This window comes from Streptomyces sp. DSM 116793 (assembly GCF_057320905.1).
Genome location: NZ_CM170494.1, coordinates 5,692,091 through 5,712,312, shown reverse-complemented (window position 1 = coordinate 5,712,312; position 20,222 = coordinate 5,692,091). Strand labels below are relative to the sequence as shown.

Below are 20,222 nucleotides of genomic sequence, written 5' to 3'. Positions count from 1 at the left end.
TCACCCGGTACCGGAAGTGATAGGAGGGGGAATGCCGACGATCCCGTCGTACCCCGGCGTCTACGTCGAAGAACTTCCCAGCAGCGTCCGCACCATCCAGACCGTCACCACCTCGGTCACCGCCTTCGTGGGTCACACCCGCCGGGGCCCGCTGAACGAACCGGTCCGCGTCACGAGCTTCGCCGACTTCGAGCGCCGCTTCGGCGGCCTGAGCGCCCGCAGCGCCGTCGGCTACGCGGTCCACCAGTTCTTCGGCAACGGCGGCACGGTCGCCGTCGTCGTCCGGGTCGCGAAGGCCGGCAGCGGCAAGGCCGCCTGCGTCACGCTGGAGTCCACCGAGGGCCGCAGCGCCACGGCCGCGCTCGCCGTGCACGCGCGGGAGCCGGGCGCCTGGGGCAACGGCCTGCGGGTCCTCGTCGACTACGACACGGCCCAGTGTGATGAAACCTTCAACCTCCGGGTGTACGACGCCAAGGGCGAAGCCCGCGAGGTCTTCACCAACCTCTCCGCCTCCGCCGGCGACGACCGCTTCGCGGAGACCGTCGTGAACGCCGGCTCCCGGCTGATCCGCGTCGAAGCCCTCGACGACAGCAGGCCGGACCCGTCGGGCACCGTCTCCAAGCCCTTCGGCCACCGCCTGCCGAACCTGGCCGTGGACCTCACCGTCAAGATCGGCGACGTCGAGCGCGAGTTCACCCTGTACGACCCGGACACCGACGGCGAGGCCCCGCGCGGCGTCGCGGAGCTGGCCCACCTGCTGGAGCGGAAGCTGCGCGCGCAGCCGGACGCGCCCGGCAGGCACGCCTTCGCGGGCGCGGAGGTGACGGCCTTCGGGCAGCGTGTGCAGGTCGTGGCCGGGTCCACGGATCCGCGGGACGTGGTGCGGTTCGTCGGCGAGTGCGCCAACGACCTGGGCCTCGAGGCGTCCGTCAACCCTCCGGTGTTCCCGCTGGAGGGCGGCGAGGACGGCGAGGCGCCCGGGCCGCGCGACCTGATCGGCAGCGAGGCCGCCAAGACCGGCATCCAGGCGCTGCGGGACGTCGACGACGTCAATCTGCTGGTGCTGCCCGAGCTGGCCGGGTACGAGTCGGCGGACGACATCGTCACCGTCGTCTCCGCGGCCCAGCGGCTCTGCGCGGAGCGCCGCGTCTTCCTGCTGGTGGACGCGCCGGCCACCTGGGTCAGCGTGGACGCCGCCCGCGCCGGCGCCGCCGCGTTCGACGCGGTCAGGGACGGCCACGCGGGCCTGTACTTCCCGCACATCCAGCTCACCGACCCGCTCACCGGCCGGCTGCGGGCCTTCCCGCCGTCCGGCGCGGTGGCCGGCGTCTTCGCGCGCACGGACAGCGAGCGCGGGGTGTGGAAGGCACCGGCCGGCACCGAGGCCCGCCTCGCCGGCGTGCACTCGCTCACGGTCCGGCTCACCGACCGGGAGAACGGCCTGCTGAACCCGCTCGGCATCAACTGCCTGCGCACCTTCCCGGTGGTGGGCCCGCTGGTGTGGGGCGCGCGCACCCTCGCGGGCGCGGACGCGGTGGACAGCGAGTGGGGTTACGTGCCGGTGCGGCGCCTCGCGCTGTACGTGGAGGAGTCCCTGCTGCGCGGCCTGCAGTGGGTGGTCTTCGAGCCGAACGGCGAACAGCTCTGGCAGCAGATCCGCCTGAGCGCCTCCGCCTACCTCCACAACCTCTTCCGGCAGGGCGCGTTCAAGGGCACCACCCCCCGCGAGGCGTACTTCGTGAAGTGCGACAAGGACACGACGACCGACGAGGACATCGCGAACGGCGTCGTGAACGTGCTGGTCGGCATCGCTCCGGTGAAACCGGCCGAGTTCGTGGTCGTGAGGATCCAGCAGCTCGCCGGGCAGTTCGAGCTCTGACGTGGGCGGCATACGCGGCGCGCGGGCGCCAGGGGGGCGGCGGGCGGCTACCCGCCGGCGGGCGACCGGACCGGCGGGAGCAGAGGCGCCATGGGCGCGGAGAGACCGGCAGGAGCAGAGGAACGTGAGGGACGCAGAGGAATCCGATGGCTGAATTCATCGTCAACGCCCATCGCTTCGACCCGTACAAGAACTTCAAGTTCCTGGTGCTCTGGGACGGGCGGACGGTCGCGGGCATCAGCAAGATCAGCCCGCTGAAGCGGACCACCGAGGTGGTCAAGCACCGGCACGGCGGCGACCCCAGCTCGCCGCGGAAGTCTCCGGGGCGCTCGGAGTTCGACGGCATCACGCTGGAGCGCGGGGTCACCCACGACCCGGAGTTCGACCGCTGGGCCAACAAGGTCTGGCAGGTCGGCGCCGGCCTCGGCTCGGAGGTGTCGCTGGCCGACTTCCGCAAGGACATCGTCATCCAGGTCCTGAACGAGGCGGGCCAGGTCGCCGTGTCGCACAAGCTCTACCGGACCTGGCCGAGCGAGTACCAGGTGCTGGGCGAGATGGACGCCAACGCCAACGCGGTGGCCATCCAGAGCCTGAAGCTGGAGTGCGAGGGCTGGGAGCGCGACTACGAGGTGCCCGAGCCCGAGGAACCCTCGTTCACCAATCCGGCCTGAGCACGGGCCCGGGGCTGGGTCCGGGGGACCCCTGGGGGCACGGTTCCGGAAAGGCCGGACAGGGCCCTGGGCACGGTCCGGGAGCGGGACGGGACGCGGCACGGGGCGCGGGTCCGAGCCCGGCCCCGGACGAGGCTCCGGGCACGGTCGGGGGCGCGGGAGAGGGCATGGCCCCGGACCGGGCCCCGGGACGGTGTGGGGTCCGCGCCGGCCGGACATGGTCCGGGCGCGCGGGCCGGGCACAGTTCCGGTCGGGCCGGGGCGTGGTCCGGGCACCGCCCAGGTCGCGGTCCTGGTCACCGGCCTCCGGGCCGCGGCGTGATCCGGACCTGCGGCCCGAGCACAACCCTGAGCACGAGCTGCACAACCCGGGCCCCTGCACAACCCGGGCCCGAGCCTGCACAACCCTGAGCACAGGCCTGCACAACCCTGAGCACGAAGTCTGAGCACGAGGACGGACATGACGGTCACGGGGCCCGCGGAGTTGCTGGCCACCTGGGAGGCGGGGCTCGCCCGGCGCGGGCCGGCCCGGGCGCGCCTGCTGCACCGGGCCGCCCGCCCCGACGCGGGCGACGAGGCGCTGGCCGCGCTGCCGCTCGGCGCGCGGGAGGCGGACCTCCTCGCGCTGCGCCGGGCGCTGTTCGGCGAGCGGATGCAGGTGCGCCTGGAGTGTGCGGCCTGCTCCGCGGCGATGGAGTTCGAGCTGGACGCGGCGTCCTTCGCCGGCCGGTTCGCCGCCGCGGCGCCCGGCGAGGAGCCGCTGCGGGTGACGGCGGACGGCTGGGAGGTCGCCTTCCGACCACCCACCGTGGCGGACGCCGCGGCGGCGGCAGCGGCGGGCTCCGCGGCACGCGGGGCGGACTCCGCGGTCGGCGGGGCTGGGCACGGCGGCATGGGCGACGGGGGGCGGGGCGGCAGCGGCGACTACCGCAGCGCCGGGGACGCCCTCAGCAGCGGGGAGGCCGGCAGCGGTGGAGACGCCGACAGCGGTGGAGACGCCCGCAGCAGCGGGGACGCGTCTCCCGCCGCGGTGGCGCGGCGGGTCCTGCTGGAGCGCTGCCTCGTGTCGGCCGTGCGGGACGGCGTGCCACTCGACGCGCGGCAGGCCGCCGGGCTGCTGCCGGAGCCGGTGCAGCGCGCGCTCGCCGAGGCGGCGGAGCGGGCCGACCCGGGCGCCGACATGACGTTCGGCATCGGCTGCCCGGAGTGCGGCGAGGTCACCCGCGCGGAGTTGGACATCGCCTCGTACCTCTGGGCCGAGCTGGACGCCTGGGCCCGTGACCTGCTGCTCGACGTCCATCTGCTCGCCTCCGCCTACGGGTGGAGCGAGCCGGAGATCCTGGCGCTCAGCCCGCTGCGGCGCCGCTACTACCTGGAGCTGTGTGCCGATGCCTGAGCAGACCACGGGGGCCGGTGGGCCCGGGCCGGGAGGTGCCGTGCCCGGCGGTTTTGGGCCGGGCGGTTTTGGGCCGGGCGGTTCCGGGCCGGGCCGCGGGTCCGGTGCGAGTGCGGCCGGGGGCGTTCCCGGCGGCGGTGCCGGCGGCGCCGGGGCGGCCGGGGGCGGGCCGGGGGCCGGGGGCCCTTCCGGCGGCGCGCCGGACTTCTTCGACCGGCTGCTGGCCCGCCATGTGCCGGCCGTGGGTGCGACGGCCGGTGCGGTGCGGGTGCGGCCGCGGCTGCCCGGCCCGTTCGAGCGGGTCGAGGCGGTGCGGGGCGACGCGGACGAGCTGTGGGCAGAGGAGGAGACGGCCGCGCTGTGGCCCGCCGCGAGCGAGCCCGCACCCGGGCCCGGCGAGACCGGCCGGGGCCCGCGTGAGGTCCGCATGGAGCACGAGCGGACCGTGCTGCGCACCGAGCGTGCCACGGAGCACCGGGCCACTGAGCACCACGTCCCGTGGCCGGAGTCCGCCGAGCCCGGCCCACTGCGGCCCACCGCCGCGCCGGCACCGCGTGCGCCACGGCCCGCCGAGCCGGGCCGCCGCGGCGCCGGGCGTGCGGACCCGGACCCGGCGGCCGCGGGACCCGCCGCCGCGGCACTGCTGCCCGGTGCGCCCGTCGCTCCCCCGGCCGCGGCCACCGGCCCCCGCCCCGCTGCGGCCGACGCCACGTCAGCGGCGCGCGGGGCGGCCCGCACGGCAGCCGCCCGGCGCGGCGCGCGGGGCGGTGAGCGGGTGGTGCACGTGCAGATCGGACGGCTTGAGGTGAGCGCGGGCGGCGCACAGCCCGGCGCGGCACGCCCGGCCCCGGCGCCGGCACGGCCGGGGCCGGCCCTGAGCCTTGCGGACTACCTCGCCGGACGCGAGCGGGACGGGGAGGCGAGGCGGTGAGGGCGACGACGGGGTGTCCGGCCCCGGTGCCGTACCGGGCGGCGCGCGGAACGGAACAAGAAGCGGAAAGGAACGGGGAAGTGACGGGGAGCAGGGAAGTGACGGTGCACAGCGCCGTCACGGGGACCGGGGGAAGTCGGCCATGAGCAACGCACTCGCCATCGCACATGTCACCCAGGCCCTGGCCCTGCTGATCGAGAACAACCTCCGGCCGGAGATCGACATCGCCGTGAACGTGGAGACCCGCAAGCCGCCGGCCGAGCCGCCCCCCGAGCCGACCATCAACGTCTTCCTCTACCAGGTCACCCCGAACCCGAACATGCGCAACACCGACCTGGTCACCCGCGCCTCCGACGGCACCCTCGTCAAGCGTGCCGCGGCGGCACTCGACCTGCACTACGTCATCAGCGCCTACGGCGAGGAGAACGAGCTGGTCGGACAGCGTCTCATCGGCTCGGTCGTACGCACCCTGCACGAGATCCCCGCACTCCCCCAGGACGTCGTCGAGACCGCCGGGGAAGCCCCGTACCTGCACGGCAGCGACCTGGCCGACTCGCCGCAGCGGGTGCGCTTCACACCGCAGGTCATGGACGTCGACGAGACCTCCAAGCTCTGGGGAATGCTCTACCAGACGCCGTACGCGCTGTCGGTGGTCTACCAGGCGACGCTGGTGATGATCGACGGCCGCGAGCAGCCGGTGCCGGCGAAGCCGGTGGAGCGCAGCAGCGTACGGGTACTGCCGTTCGGGGCGCCCGGGGCACCGGTGCCCCCGCGGATCGGGGACGGCCCGGCGGGCCCCGGGGGCGGGACCGGCCAGGGCGGGACGGACGGCACCGGGCCGGGTCCGGGCGGCGGGGCGGCCGGGGACGAGGCCGGCTCGGGCGGCGCGCGGGCGCGCGGGGCGGCGGACGGCGCCGAGCGGGCGCCGGCCGGCAAGGCGGTGGCGAAGCGGACGGCCGCGAAGAAGGCCGCCGCGAAGAAGACCACGTCACAGCGGACCAGACGCGCCCCGGGGCCGAAGAGCCCCGACGGCGGGGAGAGCTGAGGCGCCGTGCGGCGACCGGGGGGTGGTGAGGACATGGACGGCGACGGGTACGGCACGGCCCCCGGCCCGGGTGCGTCCGGTGCCGGGGCGGGTGCGTCCGGTGCCGGTGCGGGCGCCGGTGTCGGGGCCGGCGCCCTGACGCTCGCCGCGGAACTCCACCGCGTCCTCGCCCGCGTCGACGCCCATGCGGGACGCGTACGGCGGGGCTCGGACGGCGTCGCGGGACCGACTGCCGGGGCCGGCGGGGCGACGGGGGCTGCGGGCGAGCCGGGAACTACCGGCCCGGCGAGGGCCGCCACCGGGCCCGGAACGGCCACCGAAGCCGAGGCGACCACGGAAGCCGGAGCGACCACGGAAGCCGGAGCGACCACCGAATGGGGAACGTCCACCGAAGCCGGAACGGCCCCCGGATCCGGACCAGCCGCCCAACCCGGAACAGCCCCCGAATCCGGACCAGCCGCCCAAGCCGAACCAGCGACCCAAGCCGGAAAAGCCGCCCAATCCGGAACCATCGCCCAAGCCGGAAGAGCCACTGCATCCGGAACGGCCACCGGGGCCGGGGCGCGACCGGCCGGCAACGGTGCTCTCGAACGCGCCGCCGGCCCCGGCACCGTCGCGCCCGGCGCGCCCCCCGCCTCCGTCGCGGCGCTGGACGCGCTGGTCGGATGCTTCGGGCTGAGCCCGTTCGAGCGGGACATCGTCCTGCTGACCGCGGCGGCCGAGCTGGACCCGACGACGGGCGCGCGGTGCGCCGCGGCGAGCGGGGACCCGGAGCGTGCGTACCCCACGTTCTCGTTGGCGCTGGCCGCGCTCGACGCGCCGCACTGGAGCGCCCTGACGCCGGTGGCGCCGCTGCGCCGCTGGCGCCTGGTGGAGCCGGACGAGAACGACCCGGCGGGCCGGCTCACCACCGCCCGGCTCCGCCTCGACGAACGGATCCTGCACTTCCTGCTGGGCTCGCCCTACCTGGACACCCGGCTGCACGGGCTGCTGCGCCGCTGCCCGGCGCCGGACACCCTGCCGTCGTCGTACGACCTGGCCGCCGGCCGGGTCGCCTCGGGCTGGGCGGCCGGCTCCCGGCCCGACGCGCCGCTCCTCGTCGAGCTGGTCGGCGGGGACCTGCGCACCCGCGCGGACATCGCGGCGGCCGCGGCGGCGCGCTCGGGCCTCGGGCTGTACGCGATGGCCGCGGACGACGTGCCCACCGACCCGGCGGCCCGCGACCGGCTCGCCCGGCTGTGGCAGCGCGAGGCCGTGCTGCTGCCCGCGGCGCTGCTCCTGGAGACCGGCGGCGAGCTCGACCGCGACCAGCGGGCCGCGACGGAGGCGTTCGTGGCGGGCGCCGCGGTGCCGCTGGTGGTCTCCGGCGACGAGCCGCGCCCCACCGACCGGCCGCGCGGCGAGCGGGTCACCGTGCCCCGGCTCGACGACGAGGAGCAGCTTCAGCTGTGGGCGGGCGCGTTCGAGGACGTACCGGAGCTGGCGGAGCACGACCTGCGCGCGCTGATCGCGCAGTTCCAGCTGCCCCCGCACGTCGTGCGGTCCGCCGCCGCGGCCGTCCGCCGCGACCTGGGCGAGGCACGGGCGGCCGGGTTCGCGACGGGTGAGGACCACGGGACGGGTGAGGGCACGGCGCCGGCGGACCCGTACCCGGCGGGGGCGGGCGCGTACCCGGCGGGGGCGTACCCGGCGGGGGCGGGCGAGCCGGACGTGGCGCGTCTTGCCTGGTCGGCCGGGCTCACCGAGGCCCGGCTCGGCATGGACGAGCTGGGCCGGCGGATCGAGCCCACGGCGGGCTGGGACGACCTGGTGCTGGCGGAGCGTCAGGTGCGGGTGCTGCGGGAGATCGTGGCGCACGTCCGCCGGCGCGCCACGGTGCACCAGGAGTGGGGCTTCGCGCAGACGCTGCGCCGGGGCCTCGGGGTCACCGCGCTGTTCGCGGGCGGCTCGGGCACCGGCAAGACCCTCGCCGCGGAGGTGATGGCGCGGGAGCTGGGCCTGGACCTCTTCGTCATCGACCTCTCCCAGGTGGTGTCGAAGTACATCGGCGAGACGGAGAAGAACCTCCGCAGGGTCTTCGACGCGGCTGAGCGCGGCGGCGCCCTGCTCCTCTTCGACGAGGCCGACGCGCTGTTCGGCAAGCGCAGCGAGGTCAAGGACAGCCACGACCGGTACGCCAACCTGGAGGTCAGCTACCTGCTGATGCGCATGGAGGCGTACCGGGGCCTGGCCGTGCTGACCACGAACATGAAGAAGGCCCTGGACCCGGCGTTCATGCGCCGGATCCGCTTCGTGGTCGACTTCCCGTTCCCGGCGCAGAGCGAACGCGCCGAGATCTGGCGCCGGGTGGTGCCGCCGCAGGCCCCCGTGAAGGACCTCGACCACGACCTGCTCGCGCAGCTCACCGTGGCCGGCGGCTCGATCCGCAACATAGCGCTGTCCGGCGCGTTCCTCGCCGCGGAGGAGGGCGAACGGCTCTGCATGCGGCACATGCTGGCGGCGGCCCGCACGGAGTACCTGAAGCTGGAGCGGTCCCTGACGCCTTCGGAGGTGCGGGGGTGGGTGTGAACGGGTGGTGGGGTGACGGCGATCCGGGGCGTCCGCGGCCGGCGGCGGCCGGGGCGTCGGGGCCGGCGGCGGCCGGGGCGTCGGGGCCGGCGCGGCCGGGAGCGGTACGGCCGGGAGCCGGGTGGCCGGAGAGGCCCGGAGTCCGCGGACCTGGGGCGCCCGGGGCCGGGTGGCCCGCGGCGGCCGAGCCGTCGTCCGGCGCACCGGAGACGTTCCGTGTCGACATAGGCGAGCTCGTGCTCACCGGCTTCGCCCGCACCCTCGACCCGGACCGCGTCACGGAGTCGTTCGAGGCGGAGCTGGGCCGCCTGGTGCGGGAGCGGGGCGTGCCGCTCGCCGCGGACGGCGCCGACCGGGCGGTGGACGCGCTGGCCGGCCTGCCGCCGCTGCCGGCGAACCTGACGTCCCGCCGCCTCGGCCAGGAGCTCGCCCGCGCCGTGCACGAGGGCCTCACAGGGCGGGGGGAGGCGCGATGAGCACGTCGGAGCTGCCGGCACGCGACGCGCATGCGGCACGGGACCGCCGCCGCAAGCGCAAGGAGCGCGCGGCCGCGCACGCCCTGGCACCGAAGAACGTCGTCAGCGGGGCGGGCCAGCCGCTGGACCTCTCCGTCCGCCGCGACCTGGAGGAGCAGCTCGGCCACGACCTGAGCCGGATCCGCCTGCACACCGACCGCGCCGCGGGCGCGCTGACCGAGATGCTCGGCGCCGACGCGGTCGCCGTCGGCCAGGACGTCTTCTTCCGTGAGGGCGCCTTCCGCCCCGGCACCACCGACGGCCGCCGCCTGCTCGCCCACGAACTCCTGCACACCGTGCAGAACCCCGACGGCCTCGGCACGCTCCGCGCGGGCCGCGACCTGGGCGCCGTCTCGCTGCCCCAGCAGGCGATCGAACGCGAGGCGGAGTCGGCGGCCCGGGAACTGGCGGACCCGGCACACTCCGCCGACCCGTCGGCGGCCACCGCGGAGCCCGCGGCCACGGAGGTCGAGCCCGGGCAGGCGACGCCGGGGTGGCTGCGGTACGCGACGGTGGACGCGGACACACGCCGCCGGGAAGCGCTCGACCCGGCGACGCTGACCGACCGGCTGGCGAACGGTGTGCTGCGCTCCCTGCGGGGCGACCCTCAGGACGCCTCGGGACGCGTCAGGCTGCAACTGGCCCGGATGTCGCCCGACTTGCAGAACGCCGTGCTCGACCGCCTCGAACTGCTCATGCTGAGCAGCGAGTTCGACCGTGTGCTGGAGCTGACGGCAGAGGCCGAGACCCCGCCCCTGGCGTTCGTGCCGTCCGAGACCCCCGGCGAGCTGCCCGACCTCGCCGAGCAGCGGGAGGGCGACCGGGCCGCGGCCGCCGAGCAGGCCGAGGGGGAGCGCCGGTTCGAGATCAGGCGTGCCGAGGACACCCGCACCGAGCAGCGGGACGCCGGCGACCGCGGCGAGCAGCAGGACCGGGAGCAGAGCAGGGCTGCGAGCGACGCCGCCGAGGAGCGCCGGGAGGGGGCGGCCCGCGATGCGCAGGAGGCCCAGCGGGCCCAGTCGGGCGAGCACACCGAGCAGGAGCAGCAGGAGACCGAGGACGAGCAGGCCGAGCAGCGCCAGGCCGCCGACGAGCAGGGCCGGCGGGACGCCGCCGACCAGCAGGATGACACCGAGCAGCAGGAGCAGAAGCGCAAGGAGCAGCGCGAACGCGAGGAGAAGGACCCGGAACAGGCCAACGAGCCGGGGTCGCCGAAGCGGCAGCGCGAGGACGCCGAGCAGCAGCCGGCGGTCGGCTCGAAGCAGCGGAGCGTGGACCCCAAGGCGGCCGCGCAGCCGGGTCCCGTCCGGCCCGAGAAGGTCGACGAGCGCGCCGAGCAGGCCGACAGCCCGCTCTCCCAGCATGGGTTGCACGAGGAGGACGGCGACTACGCGACGCAGGGCGACCCGCGCGAAGAGGAGCTGCCCCTTGGGGTGGAGGCGGGTGCCGATCGGGACGTCTCTCCCCAGGACGACGCGGCCGGGGCGCCCTCGTCGGCTGCCGAGCCGGCCCTTCAGCCCGAGGACTACCTGCCCGAGAGCGACCTCGACGTGTCCGCGGTGCCCACCGCCGACCAGCTCCAGCCCGGAGCGCCCGAGCCGGGGCCTCCGACGTTCCCCACCCCGCCTCCCACCAAGGCGGAGCAGGTGGAGAAGGAGCGGGAGAACGACGAGTCCGACGCGGAGACGGAGGATGGTCCGGACGGCGAGACCAAGGCGCCGGGCGAGGAGCGCGGCCCCGTCGAGGGCGAGGCACGGCAGCCCGAGAACGGTCCCGTCACGGAGGCCGGGGACCGTACCGCGAAGGACCTCCAGACGGAGAAGCCCGTCGAGCAGGAGGTCGGGCCGGATCCGGCGGCCACCGATCACGAGGACAAGGCGGCGGAGGACGAGACCAAGTCCGCCGACGACCAGAAGGCGGAGGGGCGGGAGACCGGCGAGGACACCGGCACCCAGGCCGAGAGCGACAAGGACGGTGCCACCGGCGACGGCGCCGAGGACGCCGACGCCAAGGACGCGCAGGCCGAACAGGACGACAGGAAGGACCGTGACGACGCCGAGGCCAAGGCCCGTCCCGGTGCTTTGCAGGACGTGGCACCGGCGCCGCTCGCAGCCGGGGGCTCCGGCTCGCCGGGGCACTCGGCCGCGCCTCCAGCCGGCTCGCACACGGAGCAGACACCGGCCGAGGACCGCCACCCCTCTCCCGCCACGCGGCGTACCGCGGAACCCGTCGGCAGCGAGCGGGATGCGGCGGGACCGAAGAGCACCGTTCTCAAGGACAGCGGCCCGGGGGCCGCGCCCAGTGGCGTAGTCGGCGGTACGGATCCGGCCGGGCCGACGACGGCGGCGGGGCCCGGTGCCGCACCCTCCGCCGCGCAGGCCGCGGTCAGTCCCGCCGAGGAGCAGTCGGGCAACACCGCGGGCAAGCTGGGCGCCCCGGCACCGGAGGGCGCCAAGCCAGGTGCGGACGCCTCGCTGGAGAAGGACGGCGGCGGCTGTGCTCCGCCCGCGCCGGCGCCCGAGCCGGACGGCGGGGGCACCGGCTGTGGAGGCGGCGGTGGCGGCCAGGCGAAGCAGGAGACGAAGCAGCCGCCGCCCGACGTGTCGGCGCAGGATCCCAAGACCGCACTGAGCACCGTCAGCAAACTCCCGCCCGACCAGGCCCAGGCAGCGTTGCCGGGGGTGGACGGCGCCGCCGCGAACAAGGTCAAGCAGGAGCAGCAGCGACTCGACGCGAACCCGCCCACCCGCGAACGGCCTTCGGGTGCGCCGCGGACTCAGTCGGCGCCGCCCGCCCCCGCGCCGCCCGAGGCCGCGGTGACCGGCCGGGTGGAACGGGTACAGCCACCGGACCAGGGCGACAAGCAGCAGGCCAAGGGCAGCGAGAAGGCCCAGGGCGCGCAGCCCACGGACAACGCCCCGCAGCCCGCCATGGCCGCGGTCGGCAACAAGGAGCTGAGCCCCGAGGACGCCCAGAGCGTGGAGGCCGCGGCCGACCAGATCCCGACCTCCGACCCGGCGCTGCGGAACAAGACCGTCGGCCCCGCGCCCAAGATCCGCCTGGAGGGCGCGAGCGATCCGAAGCGCACCGACGACCAGGCCCAGAAGCTCAAGGACAAGCAGACCAAGCTCCAGGAGACCGGTCGCGCGGACTCCATGAAGCCGATGGGCGAGGACAAGATCTACCCGGACGCGCCACCGGAGCAGTTGCGCGGCAAGGTGCAGGCGAAGGCGCGGACCGCCCAGCGTTCCGCACCGGGCAAGCCACCCAGGGACGGCATCGGCACCGTCGCACAGCAGGAGCGCGGCGCCGAGATCCAGGGGGCGGCAGGCCAGGCCCAGGCCGGAGTCGCGGCCAGCGAGAAGCAGCAGCAACAGGGGGAGCAGCAGGCCAAACAGCAGAAACAGGCCGAGATCGACCGCTCCGTCGCCGACAACGCCGCCAAGCAGACCACCGAACGGGGCAAGGCCGCCCAGGACGCGGAGCGCCAGCGCGAGCAGTGGCGCACCGAGCAGGACAAGCAGATCGAGGACGCCGACAAGAAGACCAAGACGGAGCACGACGGCAAGAACAAGGAGATCACCAAGGCCCGCGACGACAAGGACAAGGAGGTCGAGCGGCGCAAGGACACCGACAACAAGTCGATCGACGACGAGCGGAAGAAGTCCGAGGAGGAGGCGAAGAAGAAAAAGGAGGAGAAGAAACCCTCCGGCGGCTTCCTCGGCTGGATCGCCGACAAGGTCAAGAGCTTCTTCAGCGCGCTGCTGGACGCAGTCACCAAGATCTTCGATGCCGCGCGCAAGGCGATCAACGGCATCATCGACAAGTTCAAGGAGTTCGCGAACAAGGCGATCGACGCCGTGCGCGACTTCGCCATCAAGGCCATCAACGTCCTGGCCGACGCCCTGATCGCCATCGGCGATGTGCTGCTGGCGGCCTTCCCGGGGCTGCGCGACAAGTTCCGCAACGCGATCAACAACCTGCGGGACAAGGCGATCAATGCGGTCAACCAGCTCGCCGACGGTCTGAAGAAGGCCGTCAACGCCCTGCTCGACGCGCTCGCAGCGGGCCTGAACGCCCTGCTGGACGTGCTTGAGGCGGGGATCAAGGCCGCCATCAAGATCTACGAGACGGTGATCGTCGGTGCCCTGAAGTTCGTGGAGGCCGCGGTCTCCGCCTTCGGGCAGTTCGCCGAACTCATCGCGGACATCGCGCCGGACCCGGGCGGCTGGCTGAGCAAGCTGGGCAGCGCGGCGAAGACCGGGGTGACGGACTACCTGTGGGGCGCCATCAAGACGGCCGTCAAGCAGTGGTTCGACGACAAGGTGCAGAGCGTCATCGGGCTCGGCAAGACGATCATCGACGTGCTCGTCAAGGGCTGCATGTCGCTGAAGCAGATCGGCAAGATGGCATGGGACGCGATCATCGCCGCCCTGCCCATGATGATCATCACGCTGGTCATCGAGAAACTGGTCTCGCTGGTGGTGCCGGCGGCGGGCGCCATCCTCACCATCATCCAGGGCCTGATGGCGGCCTGGGGCACCATCAGCCGCATCCTGGCGGCCTTCAGCAAGTTCTGGGCGTTCCTGAAGGCGGTCAAGGGCGGCGCCGCGGCGTGTCTGTTCGCGGAAGCGGTCGCGGCGGGCGTCGTGGCGCTGCTCGAGTTCATCGCGAACTTCCTGCTCCAGCGCCTCGGCCGGGCCCTCAAGCCCGTCGGCAAGCGTCTCCAGGCGTTGGCGCAGAAGATCCTCAAGGGCTTGAAGAAGGCCGGCAAGGGCGCCCGCAAGGCGGCGGGCGGCGCGGTCAACCGGGCACGCGGTGCGGCACGCAAGGCCGCACAGCAGGCAGCGCGACCGGCCCGCCCGGCGAAGCCGAAGGGACCGAAGGTCCCGTCCCGGCCGGGGGCGACCACGGAGCACGGCCCGGCGAAGCCGAGGGGTCCGGCGACGTCGCAGGACCGGCCGACCAGCCGCACGCCGGACCGTGCGAAGGAGCACCGCCGCGACGAGGAGCAGGCACGGCAGGAGCGGGACAAGAACGATCCCAGGAAGCAGCCGGAGCAGCGGCCGGAGCCGAGGGACACGGACCGGCCCGGCGACCGGGACCGCACCCCGGACAAGCCCCGGGACCAGGAGAAGCCTCCGGAGAAGCGGACCAAGCCGAAGGAGACGGAGGCCCCGAAGCGCACGAAGCCCCGCAAGCCGAAGTCCCCGGTGGGCCGGGCCCTGTCGAAGGTCAAGGGCGCGGTCAAGGGTGCCCTGAAGAAGATCCGCAACGCGGGCCGGACGCTGGGCAAGAAGCTCCGCAAGTCGAAGGTGGGGCAGGCCCTGAAGAGGACGGGGCACAAACTGCGGGACTTCTTCAAGAAGCGGAAGGACCGGGTCAGGGACCAGCACAAGAGCCGGAACGAGCAGAGGAAGAGGCGGAGCGAGGAGAGGAAGAGGAAGGAGAATTCGAAGGAGTCGAAGGAGGCGCGACTTCAGAAGGCCGTCGCGAAGATTAAGCCAAAACTGACATCACTTCTCAACAAGAGGGTGCCTGGAATTGCTTTCGCGGGGACCCTGACGGCGCTCAAGATGTGGTACCGCCTGACTGGCCTCACACAAAGGGGTGGAAGATCTTTCAGCATCCAGGCTCTCCTCAATCCTGAACTGCCAGCAATTGAAGATGGCCGAGAGCTGATTCCAGAGGACATCGCCTTGAGGGTTCTGGATTACATTAAACAAGCTCTCGTAAAGGCGAACGAACAGCAGGGAGGAAATCTCCTCAAAACCTACACGGCAATGAGGGACGACAAGGATTTCAAGTCACTCGACAAAGATGAATCAAAGGTATACGAGACGGGGAACATCAATCAGAGCATCACTCGCACCAGGGGACCGAAATCCGATCTGTCGGGCGAACTCACAGTAGAGGGCGCAACCGGCATCGGCAGCTATAGGAAAATGGCCGAAATCGCCGAGCAATACAACATGGGGCCCGACTTCGGTAGCCAAGGATTGCAGGCGCTCAGAAACGAGGACTACACTAATAAACTGCCAGCGCAGCACAGCAAACTTCCTGGCCAGGCTGCGACCGTGAGGTCACTGGCGGAAGGCCTGAGAGTCCCCCTCATGCTCGCTGTCGGGCCGGCGGAGATGCGCCTTATCGAGTTGGGAAAGATCTCGCCATCGGAAGTCTTGAGAGAGGGGCCGCTCACGGCGCGCGGGGCAAACGCACTCACATCGAGGATCAGGAATTTCATGCGCAGAACCGGTGCGCGCGTTAAGGACCTGACGAGAATCGCACGACTCCAAAGTAAGGCTCCGGAAGGAAAGACGTACGACACTTCGGCAGTTCACGCGCAAATCGAGGCGATGCGAGCCAAGGCAGAGGTAGGGAACACTGAATACTACAGAAGGCAAGCATGGCAGGATCTTAGTCCTGAGAAAGTAGGCAAGGAAACAGTCGAACGAAAAAAGCGAGGCAAAAAAGGCGGCACAGAGACAATCGAGCGAAACGTCTACGAACCTCCGCTGTCGAGCGTCACCAATGAGCAGTTGGAGAAAAAGAGGCAAACGATCGGCACGGAGGGTACCGAGCTCAGGAAAATGAGCGACACCATAGTCAAGCTCCTGCTCGCAGAGGGTGCGCTCACAAACGAACAGAGTAAGGAAAGAAATATCAGAGAGATGCTGCATGGGATCGACAAGCTATTCGGCAAGGAGGAGTGGCTATTCAAGGTCTACGGCCTGGACCACAGCCAGAAGTAGGGAGATGACCATGTCTGAGCCTTCAGGGAGGTTCACCTCCCGACGCTTGGTCCTAAAAGGGTGGGGCAGTGAAGAAGAGGTATTGCAGTTCGCTAGAGAGGGAAACTACGAACTCCTTAAAGATGAACAATCCGAAATAAGGAATGGAATCGTTCGAGATGTGCTGTGGCGGCTCACCCCGGGAATCATTTTGCAGTACGCGGTGGATAGTCGGTCCCAATGCTCTGTTTTTGTCCTCAGCGGCTCACCGGCCGAGGACGTACAGGCGATTGTCAGGTCGATCGAACAGAATCTCCATCCATGGACGCTTGACGACCTGTTGTCCGCAGTAGACAAAGCCAAGGGAACGGAGCAACTTCGTGCCGCGATTCTACGAGCTGGAATTGGTGCCCCACAAGATTTTGACAAGAGATTCTTCAAGCGCATCAAGAAGGCCATGCGAAACAGAGAGGAAATAATTCGTCACGCGGCAGTCTGGGCCACTTCATACTCCCATTGGAATGAGTTCAGAAGCGACTTGAGTGAGATCTCTGAAAATGATTCCAGCGATTACATTCGCCGTGATGCTCGGATAATTATCGACCACTACGAGATGAGCTGAGGCGACTGTGACCACCTACCCCAACATCCCCAAACCCATCCGCTCCGGAATAGTCCTCATCGACCCCGAGCGCGGCACCCCGCAGCGCATCATCGTGTTGCAGTTCAATCCGGACAGCCTCGAACGGTCCATCGCGCCGCAGACAGCCGGCACCAGTAGTGACTCCGGTGGAGGCGGGTCGGGAACCGGGTCCGGGGACCGGAATGAGGCCCTTCGCCTCAAGGGGCCCGCCGAGGAGACCTGGAAGTTCACCGCCGAGATCGACTCGACCGATCAGCTGGAGGTCGCCGCGCCCGACGGGATCCATCCGCAGCTCGCCGTGCTGGAGATGCTCGTGCAGCCCAGCACCGAGAAGCTGCGGGCCAACAGCCGGCTCGGGAAGAACGGGGCCATCGAGATCACGCCGATCGAGATGCCGCTCACCCTCTTCACGTGGGGCAGCAAGCGCGTCATGCCGGTGCGGATCACCGAACTGTCCATCACCGAGTCCGCGTTCGACGTGAATCTCAATCCGATGCGCGCCTCGCTCAGCATCGGGCTGAAGGTGCTGACCGTCAGCGACCTGCCCGTCGGGCACCCCGGGGCCGAGCTCTACATGGCGCACCTCGCGCAGAAGGAGCGGCTCGCCGGGATGGCCCGCGCCGGGAGCCTCGGGGCGCTGGGGCTGACGCCCGGCGACATCGGCGGGGGCGCCGCCGCCGTGACCGGAACCACCGCACCAGGGAGGGGCTGACCCGCGCATGGCCACCATCGAGCCGTACGAGTCCGCGCTGGACGCCATACCGGGCGCCCACCCGTACCCCCGCTCCAGCCGCTACCACGACGCCGAGATCGGCGTGCACGTCCAGCCGGACGGAACCGAGGTGCGGTACACCAAGCGCCGGCTGCTGCCGCCCCTCCCGGAGGGAGCGGGGGCCGGGGGCGCCGCCGACGGCGGGGCAGACGACACCGTCCCGCACACCGTCAGCGAAGGCGAGCGCCCCGACCTGCTCGCCCAGCGCTACCTCGGCTCCCCCGCCCAGTGGTGGCAGATCGCCGACGCCAACCCCGTGCTCGACCCGTACGAGCTGACCGCCGAGCCGGGCCGGACGATCGACGTGCCGCTGCCGGGCGGCTTCCCGCGCGCCACCGCGATCGGCCACGCCGGACCGGGGGCCCGCCGTGGCTGAGGAACCCGTGGGCCGCGGACCCATCCACGTCCAGCTCCAGATGGGGCCGAAGCTCATCAGACCCGTGCCCCAGGAGGTCACCGAGGCGCTGCTCACCGCTCAGATCACCAGCACCGCCGGGGAACGCAGCGGCTTCCAGCTGGCGTTCGACCTCACCAAGAGGGGCGCGATCGCCGACCGGCTGCTGCCCGAGGGCTTCTTCGACCCGAAGACGCGGGTGGTCGTCAGCGTGTCCGTGGCGGGCACCAGCAGCGTGCTGCTGGACGGGCTGATCGTCCGGCACGAGGTGGGCGCCAGCAACCAGCCGGGCCAGACCACCCTCACCATCACGGGCGAGGACCTCACGCTCCTGATGGACCTGGAGGAGCGCGTCGACCGCTACCCGAACCTGCGCCCCTCGAAGCGTGTCCAGCGGGTCCTGGACAAGTACGCGGACTGGGGCATCGTCCCGGCGATCACCCGGGAACAGATCGAGCAGACGCCGAACGAACAGCTCCGCGTGCCGTACCAGACGGGCACGGACCTCCAGTTCCTCAACGAGCTCGCGCGCGCCAACGGCTACACCTTCCATCTGGAGCCGGGGCCCGTCGCCGGGCAGTCCCGCGCCGTCTGGGGCCCGGAGAAGCGCATCGGGACACCGCAGCACGCGCTGACCGTCAACATGGACGTCAACTCGACCGTCGACCAGCTCACGTTCGCCTACGACGGCACGGCCCGTGAGGAGCCGCAGGCGCGGGTGCAGGATCCGAGGACGCGCGACGCACCGCTGCTGCCGCAGCCCGACATCGGGGGGCTGCGGCCTCCGCTGGCCAAGCGCGCCTCGCCGGCGTTGAAGCGCAGGACCCTGCCGGGCACCGCGAAGATGGAGCCCGGGCAGGCGGGCGCCGAACTGCTGGCGCGCGCCGCGACCTCGGCGGACTCCATCTCGGGCTCCGGGCAGCTCGACGTGGGCAAGCACGGCTACCTGCTGTCGCCCCGGCAGCTCGTCGGCGTGCGCGGCGCGGGCGTGACCTACGACGGCGACTACTACGTCAAGAGCGTCACGCACAACCTGCGCCCCGGCTCCTACCAGCAGAACTTCACCCTCTCCCGGGAGGGCCTCGTCGCGCTCGGCGACCGGGTCCGCCCCTGACGAGCAGCGCGACGGCAGCACCAGGCAAACCCGGCAGGCCCGGCAAATCCGGCAAGACCGGCAAGACCGGCAGGGCCAGCAAACCGGCAGGGCCAGCAAACCCGGCAGGACCGGCAGACCCCGCAGACGCAGACAGGCACCCGACGGCGAACGGCACCGCACCCGGCGTGAGCCACGACCACAGGAGCAGTTGACGCATGGCGCCACCGAACAATCGCTTCCTCGGCAAGTTCCGCGGCCGGGTGGTGGACAACAACGACCCGTTGCACCTCGGCCGGCTCACGGTCGCCGTGCCGGACGTCCTCGGCGAGGAGCCGTCCACCTGGGCGCTGCCCTGCCTGCCCTTCACGGGGCCGAAGGCCGGGCACTTCGCCGTGCCGCCGAAGAACAGCGGCGTGTGGGTGGAGTTCGAGCAGGGCGACCCGAGCTTCCCGGTCTGGACGGGCTGCTGGTACGGCGCCGAGGACGAGCTGCCCCCCGACGCGCTCAAGGAGCTGAGGACGGGCGCCGAGACCAAGCCGGTCGTCATCGAGACGCCCGGCGAGCACAAGATCCTGATGTCGGACGTGCCGGGGGGCGAGGGCATCAAGCTGCAGGCGCGCAGCGGCGCCTACGTCCAGATCAACGACACGGGCGTGACGATCGGCACCGGCCAGGGCGCCGTGATCACCCTGATCGGCGACGAGGTGAACATCAACGAGGGCCGTCTGATCGTGCCCAGGAAGCGTTAGGGACGGGGGAGAACACCATGCCCGGGACCCATGGCCACGGCCATCTGCTCGGCACCGACACCGTGATCACCTGCCCGCACGGCGGGCACGCGGCGGCCGCGTTCGCGGCCGCCTCGGACGCGGTGCTGCTCGACGGGGCGCCCGTCGCGAGCGCCGCCGGCGCCTGGACCGTCACCGGCTGCACCCACACCGTGGACGGGGCGCCCGCGCCCTGCACCAGCCTCCGCTGGACCGCCGACCGGGACGGAGTGCGGGTGGACGGCGTGCCGGTGCTGCTCGACAGCACGCAGGCGCAGTGCTTCACCGCGCACCTCGTACCGGCCGGCCGGCCCGTGGTGGCGGCGGCGCGCGCGGGGGTGGTCGCCGGATGAGCGCCTACCCGCGGCAGCGCGGCGAGATCGCGTTCCCGTTCCGCGTGGACCGGCGGGGCCGCACCGCGGACGCCGACCGGGACGCGCACGTGCGCGACCTGGTCGAGCAGGTGCTGTTCACCTCGCCGGGCGAGCGGGTGATGCGCCCCGACTTCGGCTGCGGCCTGCTCGACCTGGTCTTCACGCCGAACAGCCCGGAGCTGGCCTCGGCCCTGGAGCTGTCCGTGCAGGCGGCGCTCCAGCGCTGGCTGGGCGACCTGATCGAGGTGGAGGGGCTCGACGTGGTCGGCGACGAGAACGCGGTGCGGGTGTTCCTGCGCTATGTGGTGCGGGCCACCGGCCACCGCCGCGACGAGATCTTCGAGGGGAGGGCCGGGGCGTGAGCGGCGGGCTCGGGCACGGCAGAGACGGCAACGGCACGGACGGCAACGGGGGGAACGGCGGCGGGAACCGGTGGCCGC

General features: G+C 72.3%; 15 protein-coding genes. All 15 read left to right on the top strand.

The window, feature by feature from the left end; genetic code table 11:
* The first annotated feature begins 31 nt into the window (after nt 1–31).
* The 15 genes from ACSMXW_RS22390 to ACSMXW_RS22320 all read left to right on the top strand — a co-directional run bounded on the left by ACSMXW_RS22390 (nt 32) and on the right by ACSMXW_RS22320 (nt 20,144).
* A complete protein-coding gene (locus tag ACSMXW_RS22390) occupies nt 32–1,879 on the top strand; it encodes a phage tail sheath C-terminal domain-containing protein (RefSeq protein ID WP_485798770.1) in 1,848 nt (615 codons plus the stop codon).
* A 146-nt stretch (nt 1,880–2,025) separates the two neighbouring features.
* The gene (locus ACSMXW_RS22385) at nt 2,026–2,550 is read left to right on the top strand and encodes a phage tail protein (protein WP_485798768.1); all 525 of its coding nucleotides are present in this window, start codon (nt 2,026–2,028) and stop codon (nt 2,548–2,550) included.
* 460 nt (nt 2,551–3,010) lie between these two features.
* Complete coding sequence (locus ACSMXW_RS22380; protein WP_485798766.1) at nt 3,011–3,946, top strand: hypothetical protein; 936 nt, start codon at nt 3,011–3,013, stop codon at nt 3,944–3,946.
* Between the two features lie 241 nt (nt 3,947–4,187).
* The gene (locus tag ACSMXW_RS22375) at nt 4,188–4,877 is read left to right on the top strand and encodes a hypothetical protein (RefSeq protein WP_485798764.1); all 690 of its coding nucleotides are present in this window, start codon (nt 4,188–4,190) and stop codon (nt 4,875–4,877) included.
* Between the two features lie 142 nt (nt 4,878–5,019).
* A complete protein-coding gene (locus ACSMXW_RS22370) occupies nt 5,020–5,922 on the top strand; it encodes a Pvc16 family protein (RefSeq protein ID WP_485798762.1) in 903 nt (300 codons plus the stop codon).
* 33 nt (nt 5,923–5,955) lie between these two features.
* Nucleotides 5,956–8,490: an ATP-binding protein gene (locus ACSMXW_RS22365; protein ID WP_485798760.1), complete on the top strand. Its 2,535-nt coding sequence runs from the start codon at nt 5,956–5,958 to the stop codon at nt 8,488–8,490.
* A 236-nt stretch (nt 8,491–8,726) separates the two neighbouring features.
* Complete coding sequence (locus ACSMXW_RS22360) at nt 8,727–8,966, top strand: hypothetical protein (RefSeq protein ID WP_485798758.1); 240 nt, start codon at nt 8,727–8,729, stop codon at nt 8,964–8,966.
* Nucleotides 8,963–15,757 carry an eCIS core domain-containing protein gene (locus tag ACSMXW_RS22355; RefSeq protein WP_485798756.1) on the top strand — a complete coding sequence of 2,265 codons (6,795 nt, stop codon included), beginning with the start codon at nt 8,963–8,965 and terminating at the stop codon, nt 15,755–15,757. Before ACSMXW_RS22360 ends, ACSMXW_RS22355 begins: the two co-directional genes overlap by 4 nt.
* Nucleotides 15,758–15,761: 4 nt before the next feature.
* Nucleotides 15,762–16,358 carry a hypothetical protein gene (locus ACSMXW_RS22350; RefSeq protein WP_485798754.1) on the top strand — a complete coding sequence of 199 codons (597 nt, stop codon included), beginning with the start codon at nt 15,762–15,764 and terminating at the stop codon, nt 16,356–16,358.
* A gap of 7 nt (nt 16,359–16,365) precedes the next feature.
* Nucleotides 16,366–17,091 carry a hypothetical protein gene (locus ACSMXW_RS22345; protein WP_485798752.1) on the top strand — a complete coding sequence of 242 codons (726 nt, stop codon included), beginning with the start codon at nt 16,366–16,368 and terminating at the stop codon, nt 17,089–17,091.
* Nucleotides 17,092–17,098: 7 nt separating this feature from the next.
* Nucleotides 17,099–17,527 (top strand): hypothetical protein, encoded by a 429-nt coding sequence (locus tag ACSMXW_RS22340; protein WP_485798751.1) that lies wholly within the window; start codon nt 17,099–17,101, stop codon nt 17,525–17,527.
* Nucleotides 17,520–18,659: a hypothetical protein gene (locus tag ACSMXW_RS22335; protein WP_485798750.1), complete on the top strand. Its 1,140-nt coding sequence runs from the start codon at nt 17,520–17,522 to the stop codon at nt 18,657–18,659. Before ACSMXW_RS22340 ends, ACSMXW_RS22335 begins: the two co-directional genes overlap by 8 nt.
* A 197-nt stretch (nt 18,660–18,856) precedes the next feature.
* Entirely contained in the window at nt 18,857–19,390 is a 534-nt protein-coding gene (locus tag ACSMXW_RS22330; protein ID WP_485798748.1) for a phage baseplate assembly protein V, read from the top strand.
* A 17-nt stretch (nt 19,391–19,407) separates the two neighbouring features.
* Nucleotides 19,408–19,761: a hypothetical protein gene (locus ACSMXW_RS22325; protein WP_485798746.1), complete on the top strand. Its 354-nt coding sequence runs from the start codon at nt 19,408–19,410 to the stop codon at nt 19,759–19,761.
* Nucleotides 19,758–20,144, top strand: coding sequence for a GPW/gp25 family protein (locus ACSMXW_RS22320; protein WP_485798744.1), 387 nt, complete (start codon nt 19,758–19,760; stop codon nt 20,142–20,144). Before ACSMXW_RS22325 ends, ACSMXW_RS22320 begins: the two co-directional genes overlap by 4 nt.
* The last annotated feature ends 78 nt before the right edge of the window (nt 20,145–20,222 follow it).